The organism is Tardiphaga robiniae (genome assembly GCF_001618955.1).
In the GTDB taxonomy this organism is placed as follows: Bacteria; Pseudomonadota; Alphaproteobacteria; order Rhizobiales; family Xanthobacteraceae; genus Tardiphaga; species Tardiphaga robiniae_A.
This window is the reverse complement of sequence record NZ_LVYV01000034.1, coordinates 333760-352391: the sequence shown is the minus strand read 5'-3', so window position 1 is coordinate 352391 and position 18632 is coordinate 333760. Positions and strand designations below refer to the sequence as shown.

Below are 18632 nucleotides of genomic sequence, written 5' to 3'. Positions count from 1 at the left end.
ATGACGACCCCCGCGCCATTTCACGACCTCAAGCAGAAATGGCGCGAGGGCCGCCCTACTTTCGGGGCCATTGCTACCATCCCGTCGATCCAGACCGTGCGCATCATGGCGCAGACGCTGGACTGGATCATCGTCGATCTCGAACACGGCCCGATCGATCTCAACACCGCCCACGGGATGATCATGGCCACCGCGGGCACGCCTTGCACGCCGCTGGTGCGGATCACCGCCAATGAGCCATGGCTGGCGAAAGCACCGATGGATTTCGGCGCGATGGGCATCAACTTCCCGATGATCAACAGCGCGGACGATGCCTATAAGGCGGCGCGCAGCCTGCGCTATCCGACCCAGGGCGAGCGGCTGTGGGGACCGTTCCACGCGCCATTCCGCTGGAACGTGGGCATGCCCGACTACATGGCCCGCGCCGACGACAGCATGATCTGCATGATCACCATCGAGCATATCGATGCGGTGAACCGGATCGGCGAGATCATGGCCACACCGGGCATCGACATCGCGGTGATCGGCGTCGGCGACCTCGCGACATCCATCGGCAAACGCGGCCAGCCGGGCGATCCCGAGGTGCAGGCGCTGGTGGCAAAGGCCGAAGCGGGAATCCTCAAGTCAGGCGTGCCGCTGGGCGGCGCGGCGCTGAACGCGGAGATGGGCAACACCATGATCGAGCGGGGCTATGTGGCCCTGGCGTTGGGATTCGACTGGTCACTGTTCCAGCGCGGAATCGCCGCCGGATTCGAGGGCATCAGGCGGTAAATTGCCCTTTCGAGGCCGATTTTGCGTCGAAACCGGCCGAATTGGCGCTATAAGCCCGCCAAACGGCAAAATGCCTGTCTTTCAATTGACATAACCGGGCCTTCACCCTAGAAACCGCCTTGCTCGCGGGTCGTTTTCGGCCCGCGAAGCGTTTCGCACCCGTGGTTCTCCACCCAGCTTTGGGAATGAACCTGTCGGTGCCGAGATTTTCCAGACTCTGGACTGATCACGGTACACAGGAGGGCGCGTCTCCTCACATCCACCAAAAGAGCCATCGCTTCGCGATGGCTGACAAAACCGAGGACGCGATGACAAAGCGTAGTGAAGCTAAATACAAAATCGACCGCCGTATGGGCCAGAACATTTGGGGTCGTCCCAAGTCTCCGGTCAACAAGCGTGAATACGGTCCCGGCCAGCACGGCCAGCGCCGCAAGGGCAAGCTCTCCGACTTCGGCACGCAGCTGCGCGCCAAGCAGAAGCTGAAGGGCTATTACGCCAACATTTCCGAGCGCCAGTTCCACTCCATCTATGTGGAAGCCGGCCGTCTCAAGGGCGACACCGGTGAAAACCTGATCGGCCTGCTCGAGCGCCGCCTCGACACCGTCGTGTATCGCGCCAAGTTCGTCGCCACCATGTTTGCGGCCCGTCAGTTCATCAACCATGGCCACATCAAGGTGAACGGCAAGCGCGTCAACATCGCGAGCTATCTCGTGAAGGTTGGCGACGTCATCGAGATCAAGGAATCCTCCAAGCAGCTCGCTTTCGTACTCGAAGCCAGCCAGCTCGGCGAACGCGACACCCCGGATTACGTCGAAACCGACCACGGCAAGATGACCGCCAGGTTCATCCGCATTCCGCAGCTGTCGGACGTCCCCTTCGCCGTTCAGATGGAACCGCATCTGATCGTCGAATTCTATTCGCGCTAAGTTCTGACAGCGCTGACGAGATCAAGGCCCCGGATTTTCCGGGGCCTTTTTTGTTACCCAACTGACGGGTTAAGCTGTCGCGCGTAACAACGTGGAATTCCCAATGCCCTTCACCCCTGCTCGCCCCGATCCATCACAGCCGGCGGTTCGCATCAATCTGCTGTCGGACACACAGACGAAGCCCACGCCCGCGATGCGCGCGGCGATGGCTGCGGCAGATGTCGGCGATGAGCAGGTCGGCGACGATCCCACCGTCAACGCGCTCTGCGACCGCGTCGCCGAACTGCTCGGCAAGGAAGCCGCAGTGTTCATGCCATCGGGTACCATGTGCAATGTCGCCGGCCTGCTGGCGCATTGCCGGCCCGGCGACGAGATCCTCGCGCATCGCACCGCGCATATTCTCTCGCGCGAGGGCGGCACCCATGCCGCTCTTGGCGGCTTCCAGATTACCGGGCTCGACGGCGCCGACGGCAAGTTCACGCCAGATGCGCTGCGCGCCGCATTGCATCCGCGCACGCGCTACGAGGCAGCGCAGACCGTGGTCAGCGTCGAACAGACTGCCAATATCGGCGGCGGCACCATCTGGTCGAAATCCGATCTCGAAGCGATCGTCACCATCGCGCGTGACCGCGGCCTTGCCACGCATATGGATGGCGCGCGACTGATGAATGCCTGCGTCGCCACCGGTATCGGTGCGAGCAGGATGTCCGATGGCTGGGACTCGGTGTGGATCGATTTCAGTAAGGGGCTCGGCGCGCCGATCGGAGCCGTGCTCGCCGGCACGCGCGACTACATTGATGCAGTGTGGCGCTGGAAGCAGGGATTGGGCGGCTCGATGCGCCAGGCCGGCATCGTTGCCGCCGCCTGCATCCACGCGCTGGACCATCACGTCGAGCGCCTCGCCGACGATCACGCGAATGCGCACGCGCTGGCGCACGGACTGGGCCAGATCGACGGGATCGCCGTTCAGCAGCCGGAGACCAATCTCGTCTTCTTCGATCCCGCGGGCGCAGGCATCAGCGGTGCTGCTATGGTGAAAGCCTTGCGCGCGAAAGGCGTGCTGCTCGCCACCATGGACGGCCGCATCCGCGCCTGCACGCATCTGGATGTCTCTGCTGACATGATCGAAGAAACGTTGGGATTGATCAGGGACGTGGTGCGAGCGGTTTAGCCTTATCCCGACGGCCCTCATGGTGAGGAGGCGCCGCTTGGCGCCGTCTCGAACCATGAGATGTTTGGCCCATCCTTCGAGACGCGCGCAAGAGCGCGCTCCTCAGGATGAGGACTGAGTATGTGGAACAGGCACCACGATGACCTGCCCTGCCGCTTACTCCAGCGCCTCAGCGATGATCTTCCGCACGTCGATCTCCATCCGCACCCGCTGCGACGGCGATTGCGCCATCACCAGCACGAACATGTCATTCTTCGGATCGACCCAGAAGAACGTGCCGCCGACGCCGTCCCAGCGATATTCGCCGATCGCGCCGGGCTCGCTGGCCAGCTCCTTGGTGCGCACCGCGAAGCCGAGGCCGAAGCCGCTGCCGGCGCCCGGGAAATAATAGTAGTCGCGCTTCACGCCGCTATCAGGCCCGACGTGATCGCGCGTCATCTCCGCCACCGTTTCCGGTTTGAGATAGCGCTTCCCGTCAAGCGTGCCGCCATTGAGCAGCATCTGCAGGAAGCGCGCATAGTCCGAGATCGTGCCGACCAGACCGGAGCCCCCCGCCTCCCATTGCATGATCTCCGCGGGATCGTGCATACCGACCACCGGCCCGACCATGCGATCGGACGGGAAAGGTTCGGCGACACGCACCCGATGCCGCAGGTCGGTGATGTAGAACGACGTATCTGTCATCCCCAGCGGATCGAACAGCCGGCTCTTGAGGAAATGGGACAGCGACTGTCCGGACACCACTTCGATGACGCGGCCGAGAATGTCGGTGGAATGGCCGTAGTCCCACAGCGTACCGGGCTGCTCGGCGAGCGGAAGCTGCGCGATGCGATCGGCCCATGAGGCGTTGTCCCAGTCGCGGCCGAAGATATCGAGCTGTGCATAACGTTTCCGCGCGGGATCGTCGCCATAGAAGCCATAGGTGATACCCGACGTATGCTTGAGCAGATCGGCGATGGTGATCGGCCGCTGCAGCGGCACCAGACCGAACGTGGCGTGTTCGTCGCCACCTTTGGTGTCGATGCCGACCTTCGTTTTAGCAAAGGACGGAATATATTTCGCAACGGGATCGTCGAGGTGTAGTTTGCCGTCCTCGACCAGCATCATGGCGGCCACCGAGGTGATCGGTTTCGACATCGAATACAGCCGGAAGATCGCATCTCTCGTCATCGGATGCCCGCTGTCGAGATTGCCGAACGTATCGAAATAGACAGGCTTGCCGTGCTGTTGCACCAGCACCACCGCGCCGGGAATCTTCCGCTCCGCGACCATATCGAGAAAGTAGCGATCGAGCGCCAGCAATTTTTCGGCAGAAAATTCGCGCGCGATGGATTGCGGTTTTTCAGCTCGGGCCGGCGGCGAAGGCACGATAACGGTGCCGACGCACAGCGTCAGCAGCAGGAGTACGGCGCGCCTATTTCTCCAGCGCTTCATAGACCAACAGCTTCAGTGACCTTTGAATGCGCTGTCGCTCCGACGGCGTCTGCTCGAGCAGGATGAAGAAGAAGTCCTGCTTGGGATCGATGATGAAATAGCAACCGCTGGCGCCGTCCCATTTCAGTTCGCCGAGCGATCCCGGCGGCGGCGGCTTGGCATTGCCGGCATCAGTGCGCACGGCGAAGCCATAGCCGAAGCCGAAGCCATCGCCCGGGAAATACAGATAATCGCGCGCGACGCCGGACTCCTTGCCGATATGATCTGTGGTCATATCCTTGAACGTCGCCGCGCTCATGAAGCGCTTGCCATCATATTCGCCGCCGTTCAGCAGCATCTGCGCGAACTTCGTGTAATCCGCCAGTGTCGAGACCATGCCTCCGCTGCCGGACTCCCATTTCTGATAGGTGTCGGGACGGCCCTGTCGGCCGGTGCGGAAATTGCGATCCCAGGCCATCGGCTTGGCGAGCATGACCTCCTTCGACTTCTCCTTCACGAAGAAGCCAGTGTCCTTCATCCCGAGCGGTCCGAGGAACGCCTGCTCCTCGTAACCGAGCAGCGACTTGCCGGTGACCACTTCGATCACACGGCCGAGAATGTCGGTGGAATGGCCGTAGTCCCACATGGTGCCGGGCTGGTGCTCGAGCGGCAGCTGCGCGATGCGGTCGGCGAACTCCTTGTTGTCGAAATCGCCGCTGTAGATATCGGCATTGCCATAGGCGCGGCGCACCAGGCTCTCGCCATAAAAGCCATAGGTGATGCCGGACGTATGCAGCAGCAGGTCGCGGATCGTTACCGGGCGATTAGGCGCGACGATGTCCAGCGCCTTCTCGCCATTCTCCAGCTTCTTCTCGATGCCGACCTTGGCCTTGGCGAAAGACGGAATGTATTGCGAGACGGGATCGTCGAGCTTCAGCTTGCCCTGATCGATCAGCATCATCGCTGCGAAAGAGGTGATCGGCTTCGACATGGAATGCAGCCGAAAGATCGTGTCATCGGTCATCGGCTGCTTGGTGTCGGGATCGCGAACGCCGAAGAATTCCTTGTAGACCGGCTTGCCGTGCTGCTGGATCAGGACGATCGCACCGGGGATCTTGCCGTCGGCGATCTGCTTGCGGAAGAACTCGCCGATCTTGGCCAGCTTCTCCTGCGAGAATTTTGCGCCGGCGGGAATGTCGAAGGTGCCCTCGGCGGCAAAGCGATCCTGGGCGAAGACGGGCGATCCGGCGAGCAACAGCGCTCCGCAAAGCAGCGCGCGTAGTCTGTGCCGCAAATTCATTGCCGCTCCTTTTGCCTGATCAGAGGAGTGTAACGGCGGGGCGTTCTCAGACAAGGGGAAGTGCGCGTGCGAGCGCGAGGCGATGCAGGTCCGCCGACGGCTGGGAAAAGCAGCAGAAGGTGACGGCGGTGACCACCGGCGCATCCTTCAAAACCTCGATGACCGAGCCGACCGCAATGGGAGCTGCCCGCGCCGCTGGAAAGCCGTAGACGCCGGTCGAGATGGCGGGGAAAGCAATGGAGACCAGACCATGCGCCTGACACAACATCAGCGCCCCTCGGTAGCAGGACGCCAGCGCCTCATCCTCGCCGCTCCGGCCACCATGCCAGACCGGACCGACCGCATGGATCACATGCGACGCCGGTAATTTGTAACCTTTGGTGATTTTGGCGTCGCCGGTCTCGCAACCCTTGAGGGTGCGGCATTCAGCGAGCAAGTCGGGGCCGGCAGCCCGATGGATGGCGCCGTCCACGCCCCCGCCTCCGAGAAGCGACGCATTGGCCGCGTTGACGATGGCGTCAACGCGGAGGGTCGTGATGTCGGCCACGACGACGTCCAGCGTCGCCGTGCCTATTTGTCGACTTGAAATCAGGCCGAGGCCGGGGCGGCAATCACGCCCTTCTCGGCCAGCAGGCTCTGCAACTCGCCAGCCTGGAACATCTCACGGATGATGTCGCAGCCGCCGACGAATTCGCCCTTCACATAGAGCTGCGGAATGGTCGGCCAATTCGAATAGGTCTTGATGCCGTCGCGCAGATCGGCGGATTCGAGAACGTTGAGGCCCTTGTAGCCGACACCCACGTGATCGAGGATCTGGACCACCTGGCCCGAGAAACCGCACTGCGGAAATTGCGGCGTGCCCTTCATGAACAGCACCACGTCGTTGGTCTTCACTTCGTTCTCGATGAATTGCTCAATGCTCATGATCGCGTCCTTGTTGCGGCCAGCCATCGGGCGAACCGCCCGGTCAGACTTGTCATATATGTAGCCGAATCCGTTCCGCATCCCAAGTCTTATGGACGTGATCAAGAGCCTGAAATCGCAGGCATTGGGGCTTATTGCCGGCCCGCCACGGTCACTTTCCGCAGTTTTTGCCAAGTCCCACGGCGCCAAAGATCATATGACGACGGGCCTTTTATAACCAATCGGACGACCTATTTAGGACAGGCTGCTCGGGAACCCATCACCAAGAGCAACGTTCTCTCCAAAATCGGAGACTTTCGTGACGAATCCAGCTTCCGCCGCGAGTACAGGTATTGCGTCCCCTGCGTCCAAATCTGCCCCCGCAGGCTCTCTGGCCCAAAGACTGGGTGACGCCTTCCTGACGGTCCGTCACGAAACCGAACGCCGCGCCGCGCCGCTCTCCCCGGAAGATCAGTTGGTGCAGTCGATGCCCGACGCCAGCCCGGCGAAGTGGCACCGCGCACATGTGACGTGGTTCTGGGAGCAATTCCTGCTCGGCGATCACGCCCCCGGCTACAAGGTCTATCACCCCGATTACGCCTACCTGTTCAATTCCTATTACGTCTCCGCCGGTCCCCGCCACGCCCGCGCCCAGCGCGGCCATCTCACCCGGCCCGGCGCCGACGAGGTCACCGCCTATCGCAAACACGTCGATGCAGCTGTCATCAAATTCTTCAACGAGACGTCAGACGACAAGCTGACCGCGCTGATCCCCCTGCTCGAAGTCGGCTTCAATCACGAGCAGCAGCATCAGGAGCTGATGCTCACCGACATCCTGCATGCCTTCGCGCAGAACCCGATCCCGCCGGCCTATGACTCCGACTGGCGCTTTCCGGCACCGACCATATCGGGCGATGCGTGGCTGACGCTTACCGAGGGCATCCATACCATCGGCCACCAGAGCGAGAGCTTCCATTTCGACAACGAGAAGCCTGCGCATCGCGCCCTCGTCGGCCCCGTCAAGCTCGCACGCAATCTCGTCACCAACCGCGAATGGCTCGCCTTCATGGAGGCCGGCGGTTACGAGGAAGCGACGCTGTGGCTGATGGACGGCTTTGCCGCCGCCGCCCGCGAGGAGTGGCAGGCGCCTGGTCACTGGCGCAAGGTCAATGGCGAGTGGCAGATCATGACCCTCGCCGGCCTACAGCCGATCGATCTCGACGCGCCGGTGTGCCACGTCAGCTATTACGAATGTGACGCCTTTGCGCGCTGGAGCGGCAAGCATCTGCCCACTGAAATGGAATGGGAAGTGGCCGCGCGTGCCGGTCAGCTCAACGATGCGTTCGGCATCGTCTGGCAATGGACGCGCTCCGCTTACGCGGCCTATCCGGGCTACCGCGCCATCGAAGGCGCACTCGGCGAATACAACGGCAAGTTCATGATCAATCAACTGGTGCTGCGCGGCTCGTCGCTGGCAACGCCGGACGATCACAGCCGCGTCACCTACCGCAATTTCTTCTATCCCCACCATCGCTGGCAATTCACGGGCCTGCGGCTGGCCGATTACGGCAACTGACTTCCAACATCATCACGGCGCTTGAAAGCGTTGAGGAGACTGACATGAACGTTCATGCCCCGTTGGCACTGTCGCTGCTGAATGCCTCAGCCTCCGCATTTGCCGCGGATGTCGCCGAAGCCCTGTCGCAGCATCCGAAAAGGCTGTCGCCGAAATACTTCTATGACGAAGCCGGCTCGGAGCTGTTCGAACAGATCACCAGGCTGCCGGAATATTACCCGACCCGCACCGAGCTCGGCATTCTCCGCTCGCGCGGCAAGGACATCAACGCGATCATTCCGAAGAACGCCGCACTGATCGAATTCGGCGCCGGCGCCACCACCAAGGTGCGGCTGCTGCTGGATGAATGCGACGTCGGCGCCTATGCGCCGGTCGATATCTCAGGCGACTTCCTGCAGGCACAGGCAGCCGAGTTGCGCAGGGATTTCCCGGGCCTCAAGGTGCTGCCGGTAAATGCCGACTTCACCGCACCCTTCGACCTTCCCGCCGATATCCGGATGATGCCGAAGGTTGGCTTCTTCCCGGGCTCGACGCTCGGCAATTTCGAGCCGCACGAGGCCTGCGCCTTCCTGCGCTCCGCCCGCGCCATTCTCGGCAAGGACGCCCTGATGCTGATCGGCATCGATCTGGAGAAGGACGAGAAGCTGCTGCACGCCGCCTATAACGACGCGGCAGGGGTCACCGGCAAGTTCAACATGAATGTGCTGGTGCGCATCAACCGCGAACTCGGCGGCGATTTCGATCTCTCGGCCTTCACCCATCGCGCGATCTACAACAAGGAACGCCACCGTATCGAGATGCACCTGATCGCCAGGAAGCCGCAGACCGTGCATGTGCTCGGTCGCAGCTTCGCGTTCCGTGCCGGCGAAAGCATCCATACCGAGAGCAGCTACAAATACAGCATCGAGCGTTTTGCGGCGCTGGCCCGCGGTTCGGGCTGGGAGCCGAAGGCGTCATGGACGGATGCTGACAAGCATTTCTCGGTGCATGCGCTGATGGCGGTGGAGTAAAAGACTGCTCCACACTCAGCCTTCATCCTGAGGAGCGCGCTCTTGCGCGCGTCTCGAAGGATGGCGGCACGCTTGGGTGCCCACAACTCATGGTTCGAGACGGCGCCAAATGGCGCCTCCTCACCATGAGGACTGAGCTTTACGCCTCCGGTACACCCGTCTGCAGCGCCAGCGCGTGCAGCACGCCGCCCATCTGGCCTTTCAACGACTGATAGACGATCTGGTGCTGGGCGACGCGGGATTTGCCGCGAAAGGATTCCGAAATCACGGTTGCCGCGTAATGGTCGCCGTCACCGGCCAGATCACGAATCGTCACCTGCGCGTCGGGAATCGCGGCCTTGATCATGGTCTCGATATCGCGGGCGTCCATCGGCATTAATCGGGTCTCCAGAAAGGTTCGAATCGCGGCCAGTCGGCGCCGCCTCGGATTGCAAGCCTATCCCGGCTGCCGCATGACGTCACGGCTTTCTAACGATAATCCCTCGCATGCCCCTTTTAAAGGCCGGAGGGATCGCACATCTGAAGAAGTGAAATATGACCGTCACAAGGGTTTAATCATGAAGCTTCCCGGCCCGGACCACCCGATCACCATTGCGCCCACCGGCAAACACATCCGCGTTTCTGCCGGGGGCATCGTGATCGCCGACACGACCAATGCCCTGACCCTCAAGGAGGCCAGCTACCCCGCAGTGGTGTATATCCCCCGCGTGGACGCCAATATGGACGCGGTATCGCGCACCGACCGTGTGACGCATTGCCCGTACAAGGGCGACGCGAATTATTACAGCATCAAGACCGGCGACAAGGTGCTCGACAACGCGATCTGGACCTATGAGACGCCATTTCCGGCGATGGCCGAGATCAAGGATTATCTCGCATTTTATCCAGACAAGGTGAAAATCGAGGAAGTGCACGCTTGATCCTCGGCTGATTGCCGAAGCGGCTTTCGACATTTATCATGACGGCGCGCATCACTGATGCGCCCGGCGGCGCCTGTTGCGCGCGGAAGCGAGGGGGCTCGCCGTTCACATGTCAGACCGTAACGCTGCGCTCGATCGCGCCCGCACCTTCGTCACGCTGCTCGTGCTGGCGAACCACGCCGCTGTCGCTTACACCGCCTTCGGGCGCTATTACCCGAACCACTATCTGTGGTCGACCGCGCCGATCGTCGACAGCCAGCGCTGGATCGGCTTCAATATCCTGACGCTGTTCAACGACACTTTCTTCATGTGTCTGATGTTCATGCTGTCGGGCCTGTTCGTATGGCCGAGCCTGAAACGCAAGAGCATCGGCCACTTCCTGCGCGACCGCGCGCTGCGCCTCGGCCTGCCCTTCCTGGCGATGATCTTCGTGCTGATGCCGATCGCCTATTACGCGTCGTTCAGTCTGTCGACAAACAAGACCGGCTTTGTCGAATTCTACGTCAACAATTTCAAACAGGGCCAATGGTTCGCCGGCCCCGGCTGGTTCATCTGGTATCTGCTGTTTCTCGACCTTGTCGCGATTCCGGTCTTCCTGTTCGCACCGCGACTGGTGGACGGCATCAACCGGCTATCGATCCGTGCCTTCGAACGACCGTGGTTGTTCGCCGCCGTGCTCGCGATCATCGCCGTGATCTCCTATGTCCCATTCCTGTTTACGGTTGGCGCTGTCCGCTGGTTCAGCTGGGGCCCGCTGCAGGTCCAGTTCAGCCGCATGGCGATCTATGGCGTGTTCTTCTTCGCCGGCATGGGCATTGGCGCCGCCAATATCGATCAGGGCCTGCTGGCCCGCACCGGCGCACTGGCGCGGCAATGGCTGTGGTGGACCATCGCCGCCGCCGCCTCCTTTGCCTCGCTCGCTTATCTCGTTAACTTCCGCCGCATGAAGCTCGCCAACCTCACCGGCGCGCCGCCGTTCTGGTGGCAGTCGAGCTATGGCGTGATCTACGCGGTCGCCTGCACGCTGATCTGCCTCGCGGTGCTGGCGCTGTTCCTGCGCTTCGGCCAACGCGAGAAGAGCATCTTCGATCCGCTGCGCGGCGATGCCTATGGCATCTTCGTGCTGCACTACATCCCGATGCTGTGGCTGCAATATGCGCTGCTGAACGCGCCGCTCGGCGCCGGATCGAAGGCGCTGATCGCCTTCGCGGGCACGCTGGCGGCGAGCTGGGCGGCGACAAGGGCGCTGCGGGCGATCCCAGGCGTGAAGCGGGTGCTGTAGCTTCGTCACACCGTCTTTTCCGCCTTCCAACATGAACGACGATCTGCAGGACACCAGCATGCGCGCACACAACGGCGACAAGGCGATCAATCTTCTGTTCAACGTCACGCCGGCGCTGTTCGAGGACTATCGCGAACCCATTCTGGATGCGCTCCGGCGCCGGAGCATCGACGCGCGAGCCAGTCTCCTGGGTGACATTGCGCATCAGGACGTGGACTACATCGTCCACGCGACCGGTGGTCCCATCACCGATTTCGCCCCTTTCAGCAATGCGCGCGCCGTATTGAGCCTTTGGGCCGGTGTCGAGAAGATCGTCGGCAACGCGACGCTGCCGCAGCCTTTGTGCCGCATGGTCGATGACGGCCTCCGACAGGGCATGGTCGAATGGGTCGTCGGTCACGCCCTGCGCGCGCATCTCGGGATGGACCGCTATGTCTGTCAAAAGCCGCTGACGTGGGAGCAGCACGTCCCGCCACTCGCCACCGAGCGTTCTGTCACGGTGCTCGGTCTCGGCGAGTTAGGATCGGCCGCGGCAACCGCGCTTGCGCAACTCGGCTTTCGCGTCACCGGCTGGAGCCGTAGCCCGCGCGAGGTTGCGGGCGCTCGTTGTCTTGCGGGATCGGAGAGCCTGCCCAAGGCGCTGGCTTCGGCGGAAATCCTCATCGGCCTCCTGCCTCAAACGCCGGAGACGATCGATCTCCTGAATGCGGAGAGACTGGCGCTGCTGCCGAGGGGCAGCTTCATCATCAATGCCGGACGCGGCACGCTGATCGACGATGACGCGCTGATCGCAGCGCTCGACAGCGGACGCGTGGCGCAGGCGACGCTCGATGTCTTCCGCACAGAGCCCGTACCATCAGGCCATCCGTTCTGGTCGCATCCGGGTGTCACGATCTCACCCCACGTCGCTGCTGCCACGCGCGTTGGAACGGCAGCGGAGAAGATCGCAGAGAATGTGGCACGGTCGGAGAGTGGCGCGCCACTGATGAACTTGGTCGATCGGACGCTGAGCTATTAGCGGTCAGATTGTTGCAGCTAAAACGCAATCGCGCATGGTCTCCCTCCCCCTTGCGGGGAGGGTCGGCCGATAGGCCGGGGTGGGGGTGCCACAGGCGACGGCGCTTGTGGAAGCACCCCACCCGTCTCGAACGCCCGCGCGAAGCGAAGCTTCGCTAGAGCGTTCGATCCACCCTCCCCACTGCGCGCGGCTCCGCCACGCTTGAGGGAGGGAGAAGAAAGATTTTACGACGCCTTGCCGCTCATATAGTTCGGCAACCAGCTTTCATGCGCATGCACGAGCGCCTTGATGTCCACCGCGCGCTCACCGGCAATGGCCACGGCATGGCCGCCGGTCTTGCCGATCTGCACGCAGGGCACGGCAACATTCTTCAGCTTCGACAGCACCGTCAGCAACTGATCTTCCGCGACAGTCACGATATAGCGTGCCTGATCCTCGCCGAACCACCAGGCATGCGGCACCGTCGATGACGGCGCTGCGTCGAGTTTAGCGCCGATGCCCGAAGCCATCGCCATTTCGGTGAGTGCCACCAGGAGACCACCATCGGCGACGTCATGCACAGCGGTCGCGGTGCCGGCATGGATCATACCGCGGACCACGTCGCCATTGCGCTTCTCGGTGGCGAGGTCGACCGGCGGCGGAGCACCCTCTTCCTTGCCGCAGATGTCGCGCAGATAGACCGACTGGCCGAGCCAGCCCCTGGTTTCGCCGATCAACAGGATCGCTTCGCCCGGCGCCTTGAACGCGAGCGTGGCCGACTTGGTGAAATCATCGAGCACGCCGACGCCGCCGATCGACGGGGTCGGCAGGATGCCGCGGCCGTTGGTCTCGTTGTAGAGCGAGACATTGCCGGACACGATCGGGAAGTCGAGCGTGATGCAGGCTTCCGCGATACCCTTCAGGCAGCCGACGAGCTGGCCCATGATCTCGGGCCGCTCCGGATTGCCGAAGTTGAGATTGTCGGTGACTGCCAGCGGCCTGCCGCCGACCGCGGTGATGTTGCGCCAGGCTTCGGCGACGGCCTGCTTACCGCCCTCAACCGGATCCGCCTCGCAATAGCGCGGCGTGACGTCGACGGACATCGCCAGGCCCTTGGGGCCGTCCTCGATGCGCACCACCGCGGCGTCGCCGCCGGGGCGCTGCACGGTGTTGCCGAGAATGACGTGGTCGTACTGCTCCCACACCCAGCGCTTCGAGCACAGCTCCGGCGTGCCGATCAGCTTCTCCAGCGCATCCGGGATCGACGACGGCGCGGCGATATCGCGCGCATGGATCACAGGCAGCGCCGGAGACGGCACATGCGGACGATCGTAGAGCGGCGCTTCGTCGCCGAGCTCCTTGATCGGCAGATCGGCCATCACCTTGCCGCCATGCTTCACAACGAAGCGCAGCGTCGGCGTGGTGTAGCCGACGATCGCGAAGTCGAGGCCCCACTTCCGGAAAATATCCTCGGCCTGCTTTTCCTTCTCGGGCTTCAGCACCATGAGCATGCGCTCCTGGCTCTCCGAGAGCATCATCTCGTACGCCGTCATGCCCTCCTCGCGCGTCGGCACGGCATCGAGGTTGAGTTCGACGCCGAGGTCGCCCTTGGCGCCCATCTCGACGGCAGAGCACGTGAGACCCGCCGCGCCCATGTCCTGGATCGCGATCACGCAATCGGCGGCCATGATTTCGAGGCAGGCTTCCAGCAGCAGCTTTTCGGCGAAGGGATCGCCGACCTGCACGGTGGGGCGCTTCTCCTCGGAATCCTCGTCGAATTCCGCCGACGCCATCGATGCGCCATGGATGCCGTCGCGCCCCGTTTTGGAGCCGAGATAGACGATTGGCATGTTCACGCCGGAAGCGGCAGCGAGGAAGATCTTGTCGGCATCGGCGAGACCGACGGCCATGGCGTTGACGAGATTGTTGCCGTCATAGCGGGTGTGGAAACGTGTCTGGCCGCCGACGGTGGGCACGCCGAACGAATTGCCGTAGCCGCCGACGCCGGCAACGACGCCCGACACGAGATGGCGGGTCTTCGGATGTTCCGGCGCACCGAAGCTCAAAGCGTTGAGGCAGGCGATCGGCCGCGCGCCCATGGTGAACACGTCCCGCAGGATGCCGCCGACACCCGTCGTCGCGCCCTGGTAGGGCTCGATATAGCTCGGGTGGTTGTGGCTCTCCATCTTGAAGACGATGGCCTGATTGTCGCCGATATCGATCACGCCGGCATTTTCGCCCGGCCCCTGCAGCACCCATGGCGCCTTGGTCGGCAGCCCCTTCAGATGAATGCGCGAGGACTTGTACGAGCAGTGCTCGTTCCACATGGCCGAGAAGATGCCGAGCTCGGTGAAAGACGGCTCGCGGCCGATCAATTTCAGGATGCGCTCGTACTCGTCAGGCTTGAGGCCGTGGGAGGCGACGAGTTCGGGAGTGATCTTTGGCTCGGTCATGGGGTCAGTCATCAGTTTCTTGGCTCTGTAAGGCTTCTTCATAAGGAGATCGGAGCATGCGGAAAAGGCCTATTCCGGCCCGTTCCCCGCATGTCCCAAGCTTTGCCCGGGCAATGCCCGAACTGCTCGAAAAACAGCCTGCATAAGGCCCTGCGCCGGCGCCGGATTGCGCCCGCCGGATGGATCGGATTTAACACTTTTCGCAGCCAATCCAAGGAGTTCAGACCGTGAATGTGCCCGCCGATGCCACCATCCCGTTCCATGCCGACGCCTATACCGCGACGGAGGGGGAATTTGCGGGCTGGACCACCTGGAAGCGGGATTCCTTCGAATCGGTCTCCGGCCCGTTCTGGCACAAGGTCGAGGCCGACGGCTCCGTCCGCTGCGCCTTCCGGGTCGAGAAAAAGCACCTCAACGGCATGAAGAACGTTCATGGCGGCTGCTTCATGACCTTCGCCGATTATTGCCTGTTTGCGCTGGCCTCCCGCGAACTGCAGGGCCCCGGCATCACCGTCTCGTTCGGCTGCGAATTCCTTGATGCCGCCCGCGAAGGCGAGCTGGTCGAATGCCACGGCGAAATGACCCGGATCGGCGGCTCATTGATCTTCCTGCGCGGAATCCTGAAGGCCGGCGAACGTTCGCTGTTGACCTTCTCGGGCACCATCAAGCGCGTGAAGAAGCGCCCGAAGCCGGCGGCCATCACGGCGGAGTAGCCCGGCATCGATTGGCGGGCATTGGCGCATCCTGCTAGGTTCGTCGACGACACATGTGGGCCCGAACATGCTGAGTTCATTCGAACGATTACGTCACACGGCAACAGCAGATCTCCTGATCGCGGCGGACGACGAGCATGCGGCTGTCGCCGGTCGCGGCGATTACGCCATGCCGTGGCACTGGCACGATTGCCTGATGTTCATCCTGCCGAGCTGCGGGACGATCGAACTGAAGCACGAAGCCGGACGCGAAGGCAGCTGGCTGTCGCAGGACCGGTTCGCGATCGTTCCGCCGAACCAGGCACATGAGACGCGCGCAGGGATCGGCGCGCACAGCCACGTCGCCATCTACGCAACTGGCTCGATCCTGAAGCGCTTCGAAAGAGAGAACGGCTCGCTGAGCGAATTCCGCCGCAGGACATCAACGACCCGGCTGTTTCGCCGGTCAGACAGACTGCGCGCCCTGCAGGCGCTGCTGGTCGGGGATGGCAGGCACGCCTATGGTAATGCCCATGTCCGGCATGGACTGTCCTCCGCCCTGCTCGTCGAGTGCATTGCTGAAGCCCTTGGCGGCGAAGCCGTGTCCAGTGCCTCACATCGCGAACACGGCATGACGTTGGTCGCGGAGCTGAGGGACTATCTCACCCTTCATGCCGACCGGGATGTTCCGCTCGACGCCTTGCAAGGCCGCTTTGGCGTCTCGCGGCGTCATATCACGCGGTTGTTCCGCGCGGGGACCGGCGCGTCGATTGGCGAATTCCAGCAACGAGTCCGCCTCGACAATGCCAACGAACTGCTGAAGGTAACCGATCTCCCGATCGGCGAGATCGCGCTCCGTGTCGGCTTCGACAGCGGCGCGGCGCTCGCCCATGCGATGCGCCGGGCAGACGGCCAATCGCCAAGCGAAGTCCGCAAGCGAATGGCCCGGCCGATCAAACTCTAGGGCCCGCTGGAACGCGCGCTGCAGCAACATCCTCCGTAGCCTGATGCCGGTGAATTCCGTGCAGCGTTGGCTGACGCGTCTTGCGAACGCGCGAACTGGTTGGAAAGTGCATCACATGGCCACGACGTCCGCCGAACCACAGGTTCGATTTGTCAGCGTCTTTGCGGCAGGCCCGCAGGGCGGCAATCCCGCACCGATCGTGGTCGATGCAGCCAGCATGACGGATGCAGAGATGCAGCAGGTCGCGCGCGCTTACGGTCATGAGAGCGGGTTTGTCTTGCCGCCGCCGCCGGACTCCGACTGCGATTTCGAGTTTCGTTTCTGGGTGCCCAATCATGAGATGTCGATGTGCGGACACGCCACCGTCGGCGCGACATGGCTGCTTCAGCGGCTCGGCCGACTGCAGCGCGATCGGATCACGATCCTGACGAAGAGTGGCCGCGTCCATGCGAGGATCCAATCGACTGGACAGGATATTTCGGTCGAGGTCTCGCAACCTGCGGGTGTCATCGAGCCGCTTCCCGATACGCCCCAAAGCGTCGACGACATTCTCGACGTTCTCGGTATCGGCTTCGACGACCTCGCGCCCTTCCCGATCCAGAATGCACGCACCAGCCGCATCAAGACCCTCATTCCGTTGAAGAGCGTCGCGATCCTCGACGGCTTGAAACCTGATTTCTCGAAGATCGAGCGGCTGTGCAACAGCATCAACTCCACCGGTCTCTACCCCTATGCTGTTTCCGACCAGCAGGCGCAGGTCATAGATGCCCGCCAATTTCCGAGCTCTTCGGGATATCCGGAAGATGCCGCGACGGGCATCGCGGCCTCCGCTTTGTCATTCGGTCTCCTCGCGAACCGGATCGTAGACGCGTCGGAGCGCCAGATCACCATTCGCCAGGGACGCGCCATGAATCGCCCTTCCGCGATCAAGGTGCGCTTCAGCTTCGACGACGGCGATCTCAACGGCTGCTGGCTCGGCGGCGACGTTCAGCCGACCGAATGCGAGAAGATTGCGTCATGACCGGCCCGACACAATCATCGGCTTTCGAAGCCGACTATGGCTTTGCGCGAAGCGACGTTCGTCTCGATAACTGGCGTCAGGCGCCCTGGAATGTCTGGGCATTCCGTCACGTGTCCGAACTCATTCCGGCGGCGCACATCCCTGCAACGCCTGGGCTGATCGAGGATCCGTCCGTCCACGCCGGAGATCTTCTCAAGCAGGCTTTTTCCACCGATGGAGAAACCGCGACGATCGAAGACGTTCTGCGCAGGACCTCGACCGATGCCCTCGTCGTGATGAAATCCGGCCGTGTTGTTGCGGATTACCGTGCGCCGAATTTCACCGGGCGATCGCGCCACATTCTGTTCTCCGCGAGCAAGTCGGTGACATCAGTCGTCGCCGGAATCCTGCATGGCGACGGACTGATCGATCTCGACGAAACCGTCGCGCACTACGTTCCCGAACTCAAATCCTCCGCCTATTCGGACGCCAGCCTGCACGATGTCCTCGACATGCGGGTCAGCCTTGATTTCGAAGAGACCTATCAGGATCCCCGCGGCGATTTCGCGCGGTACCGCCGCGCCGGCCTGCTTGAGCCGTCAGTGCCGGGAGATACTCCGGACTCACTCATTGCCTTCCTCGCTACGCTGCAAAAGGGCCCCGGCGAGCATGGCGGCCCCTTTCACTACTGCTCGCCGAATTCGGATGTGCTGGGTCTGGTGATCGAGCGCGCCTCGGGCCAGCGTTTCGCCGACTTTGCCGCCACGCGTTTGTGGCAGCCGCTCGGGGCGCGGCAGGATGCCTATATCACGGTCGATGCGATCGGCAGCGCCCGGACCGGCGGTGGTTTCTGCATGACACCGCGCGATCTCGCCCGCATCGGCGAGATGATGCGGCTGGGCGGCATCGCCAACGGCCGCCGGATCGTCTCGCAGGACTGGGTGTCGGATACGATCACCAACGGTTCTGCCGAGGCCTGGCGCGCGAGCAAATTCGTCGAATGGTTGCCTGACGGCCGCTATCGCAACAAATGGTATCAGACGGGCGATGCGAGCGGCGCGTTCTTCGCGCTCGGCATTCATGGGCAATATCTCTACGTGAATCCGCGCGCCGAAGTGGTCGTCGCAAAATTCTCGTCGCAGCCGGAGCCGGTGGACAACGACCTGAAACGGCTCAACCTCGCACTGTTCGATACGCTTGCGAGATTGTGCTGAGGAAGCCGTGTGAGCCGTCCATCGCCGCAATGTTGGGATT

General features: G+C 62.5%; 18 protein-coding genes. 12 read left to right on the top strand and 6 right to left on the bottom strand.

All coding sequences use genetic code 11. The features are described 5' to 3' along the window. From A4A58_RS21715 to A4A58_RS21705, 3 genes are all read left to right on the top strand, one after another. A complete protein-coding gene (locus A4A58_RS21715) occupies window positions 1–771 on the top strand; it encodes an HpcH/HpaI aldolase family protein (RefSeq protein WP_068735983.1) in 771 nt (256 codons plus the stop codon). A 308-nt stretch (window positions 772–1079) separates the two neighbouring features. Next, a complete protein-coding gene (gene rpsD / locus A4A58_RS21710) occupies window positions 1080–1697 on the top strand; it encodes a 30S ribosomal protein S4 (RefSeq protein ID WP_068736313.1) in 618 nt (205 codons plus the stop codon). A gap of 103 nt (window positions 1698–1800) precedes the next feature. Beyond that, complete coding sequence (locus A4A58_RS21705; RefSeq protein WP_068735981.1) at window positions 1801–2868, top strand: threonine aldolase family protein; 1068 nt, start codon at window positions 1801–1803, stop codon at window positions 2866–2868. A 156-nt stretch (window positions 2869–3024) separates the two neighbouring features. On the opposite strand, the gene A4A58_RS21700 is transcribed toward A4A58_RS21705, so the two are convergent. From A4A58_RS21700 to grxD, 4 genes are read right to left on the bottom strand one after another with little or no spacing between them, the layout of a single operon-like run. Then, window positions 3025–4302, bottom strand: coding sequence for a serine hydrolase domain-containing protein (locus A4A58_RS21700; RefSeq protein ID WP_068735978.1), 1278 nt, complete (start codon window positions 4300–4302; stop codon window positions 3025–3027). Further along, complete coding sequence (locus tag A4A58_RS21695; protein WP_068735976.1) at window positions 4283–5581, bottom strand: serine hydrolase domain-containing protein; 1299 nt, start codon at window positions 5579–5581, stop codon at window positions 4283–4285. Before A4A58_RS21695 ends, A4A58_RS21700 begins: the two co-directional genes overlap by 20 nt. A gap of 46 nt (window positions 5582–5627) precedes the next feature. Beyond that, window positions 5628–6170, bottom strand: a complete 543-nt coding sequence (locus tag A4A58_RS21690) for an O-acetyl-ADP-ribose deacetylase (protein WP_068735975.1) — start codon at window positions 6168–6170, stop codon at window positions 5628–5630. Further along, window positions 6170–6505 carry a Grx4 family monothiol glutaredoxin gene (grxD, locus tag A4A58_RS21685; RefSeq protein ID WP_068736311.1) on the bottom strand — a complete coding sequence of 112 codons (336 nt, stop codon included), beginning with the start codon at window positions 6503–6505 and terminating at the stop codon, window positions 6170–6172. The genes A4A58_RS21690 and grxD overlap by 1 nt, the downstream gene beginning before the upstream one ends. 298 nt (window positions 6506–6803) lie before the next feature. Here grxD and egtB point away from each other — a divergent pair, with 298 nt between their 5' ends. Continuing rightward, window positions 6804–8060 carry an ergothioneine biosynthesis protein EgtB gene (gene egtB, locus A4A58_RS21680; RefSeq protein WP_068735972.1) on the top strand — a complete coding sequence of 419 codons (1257 nt, stop codon included), beginning with the start codon at window positions 6804–6806 and terminating at the stop codon, window positions 8058–8060. 44 nt (window positions 8061–8104) lie between these two features. Beyond that, window positions 8105–9070 (top strand): L-histidine N(alpha)-methyltransferase, encoded by a 966-nt coding sequence (egtD, locus tag A4A58_RS21675; RefSeq protein ID WP_068735970.1) that lies wholly within the window; start codon window positions 8105–8107, stop codon window positions 9068–9070. 139 nt (window positions 9071–9209) lie between these two features. Here the strand turns inward: egtD and A4A58_RS21670 are convergent, their stop codons facing one another. Beyond that, on the bottom strand, window positions 9210–9446 hold the full coding sequence (locus tag A4A58_RS21670) for a BolA family protein (RefSeq protein ID WP_068735968.1): 237 nt from the start codon (window positions 9444–9446) through the stop codon (window positions 9210–9212). Between the two features lie 181 nt (window positions 9447–9627). Between A4A58_RS21670 and A4A58_RS21665 the strand changes: the two genes are divergently transcribed. From A4A58_RS21665 to A4A58_RS21655, 3 genes are all read left to right on the top strand, one after another. Then, complete coding sequence (locus A4A58_RS21665) at window positions 9628–9990, top strand: DUF427 domain-containing protein (protein ID WP_068735966.1); 363 nt, start codon at window positions 9628–9630, stop codon at window positions 9988–9990. Window positions 9991–10099: 109 nt separating this feature from the next. After that, window positions 10100–11272, top strand: a complete 1173-nt coding sequence (locus A4A58_RS21660) for an acyltransferase family protein (protein ID WP_068735964.1) — start codon at window positions 10100–10102, stop codon at window positions 11270–11272. 58 nt (window positions 11273–11330) lie between these two features. Continuing rightward, window positions 11331–12290 (top strand): 2-hydroxyacid dehydrogenase, encoded by a 960-nt coding sequence (locus A4A58_RS21655; RefSeq protein ID WP_068736309.1) that lies wholly within the window; start codon window positions 11331–11333, stop codon window positions 12288–12290. Window positions 12291–12514: 224 nt separating this feature from the next. On the opposite strand, the gene purL is transcribed toward A4A58_RS21655, so the two are convergent. After that, window positions 12515–14722, bottom strand: coding sequence for a phosphoribosylformylglycinamidine synthase subunit PurL (gene purL / locus A4A58_RS21650; RefSeq protein WP_433993645.1), 2208 nt, complete (start codon window positions 14720–14722; stop codon window positions 12515–12517). Between the two features lie 233 nt (window positions 14723–14955). On the opposite strand from purL, the gene A4A58_RS21645 reads away from it, so the two are divergent. The 4 genes from A4A58_RS21645 to A4A58_RS21630 all read left to right on the top strand — a co-directional run bounded on the left by A4A58_RS21645 (window position 14956) and on the right by A4A58_RS21630 (window position 18592). Further along, on the top strand, window positions 14956–15435 hold the full coding sequence (locus tag A4A58_RS21645) for a PaaI family thioesterase (RefSeq protein WP_433993649.1): 480 nt from the start codon (window positions 14956–14958) through the stop codon (window positions 15433–15435). A gap of 196 nt (window positions 15436–15631) precedes the next feature. Continuing rightward, complete coding sequence (locus A4A58_RS21640) at window positions 15632–16378, top strand: helix-turn-helix domain-containing protein (RefSeq protein WP_158005719.1); 747 nt, start codon at window positions 15632–15634, stop codon at window positions 16376–16378. A 115-nt stretch (window positions 16379–16493) separates the two neighbouring features. Further along, complete coding sequence (locus tag A4A58_RS21635) at window positions 16494–17399, top strand: PhzF family phenazine biosynthesis protein (protein WP_068736304.1); 906 nt, start codon at window positions 16494–16496, stop codon at window positions 17397–17399. After that, window positions 17396–18592 carry a serine hydrolase domain-containing protein gene (locus A4A58_RS21630; RefSeq protein ID WP_068735958.1) on the top strand — a complete coding sequence of 399 codons (1197 nt, stop codon included), beginning with the start codon at window positions 17396–17398 and terminating at the stop codon, window positions 18590–18592. The genes A4A58_RS21635 and A4A58_RS21630 overlap by 4 nt, the downstream gene beginning before the upstream one ends. Window positions 18593–18632 lie beyond the last annotated feature (40 nt).

Excerpts from the sequence above, each read along its gene's own strand:
- A4A58_RS21715 (WP_068735983.1), top strand. The coding sequence starts at position 1 with ATGACGACCCCCGCGCCATTTCACGACCTCAAGCAGAAATGGCGCGAG.
- rpsD (WP_068736313.1), top strand. The coding sequence starts at position 1,080 with ATGACAAAGCGTAGTGAAGCTAAATACAAAATCGACCGCCGTATGGGC.
- A4A58_RS21705 (WP_068735981.1), top strand. The coding sequence starts at position 1,801 with ATGCCCTTCACCCCTGCTCGCCCCGATCCATCACAGCCGGCGGTTCGC.
- A4A58_RS21700 (WP_068735978.1), bottom strand. The coding sequence starts at position 4,302 with ATGAAGCGCTGGAGAAATAGGCGCGCCGTACTCCTGCTGCTGACGCTG.
- A4A58_RS21695 (WP_068735976.1), bottom strand. The coding sequence starts at position 5,581 with ATGAATTTGCGGCACAGACTACGCGCGCTGCTTTGCGGAGCGCTGTTG.
- grxD (WP_068736311.1), bottom strand. The coding sequence starts at position 6,505 with ATGAGCATTGAGCAATTCATCGAGAACGAAGTGAAGACCAACGACGTG.
- egtD (WP_068735970.1), top strand. The coding sequence starts at position 8,105 with ATGAACGTTCATGCCCCGTTGGCACTGTCGCTGCTGAATGCCTCAGCC.
- A4A58_RS21670 (WP_068735968.1), bottom strand. The coding sequence starts at position 9,446 with ATGCCGATGGACGCCCGCGATATCGAGACCATGATCAAGGCCGCGATT.
- A4A58_RS21665 (WP_068735966.1), top strand. The coding sequence starts at position 9,628 with ATGAAGCTTCCCGGCCCGGACCACCCGATCACCATTGCGCCCACCGGC.
- A4A58_RS21660 (WP_068735964.1), top strand. The coding sequence starts at position 10,100 with ATGTCAGACCGTAACGCTGCGCTCGATCGCGCCCGCACCTTCGTCACG.
- A4A58_RS21655 (WP_068736309.1), top strand. The coding sequence starts at position 11,331 with ATGCGCGCACACAACGGCGACAAGGCGATCAATCTTCTGTTCAACGTC.
- purL (WP_433993645.1), bottom strand. The coding sequence starts at position 14,722 with ATGACCGAGCCAAAGATCACTCCCGAACTCGTCGCCTCCCACGGCCTC.
- A4A58_RS21640 (WP_158005719.1), top strand. The coding sequence starts at position 15,632 with ATGTTCATCCTGCCGAGCTGCGGGACGATCGAACTGAAGCACGAAGCC.
- A4A58_RS21635 (WP_068736304.1), top strand. The coding sequence starts at position 16,494 with ATGGCCACGACGTCCGCCGAACCACAGGTTCGATTTGTCAGCGTCTTT.
- A4A58_RS21630 (WP_068735958.1), top strand. The coding sequence starts at position 17,396 with ATGACCGGCCCGACACAATCATCGGCTTTCGAAGCCGACTATGGCTTT.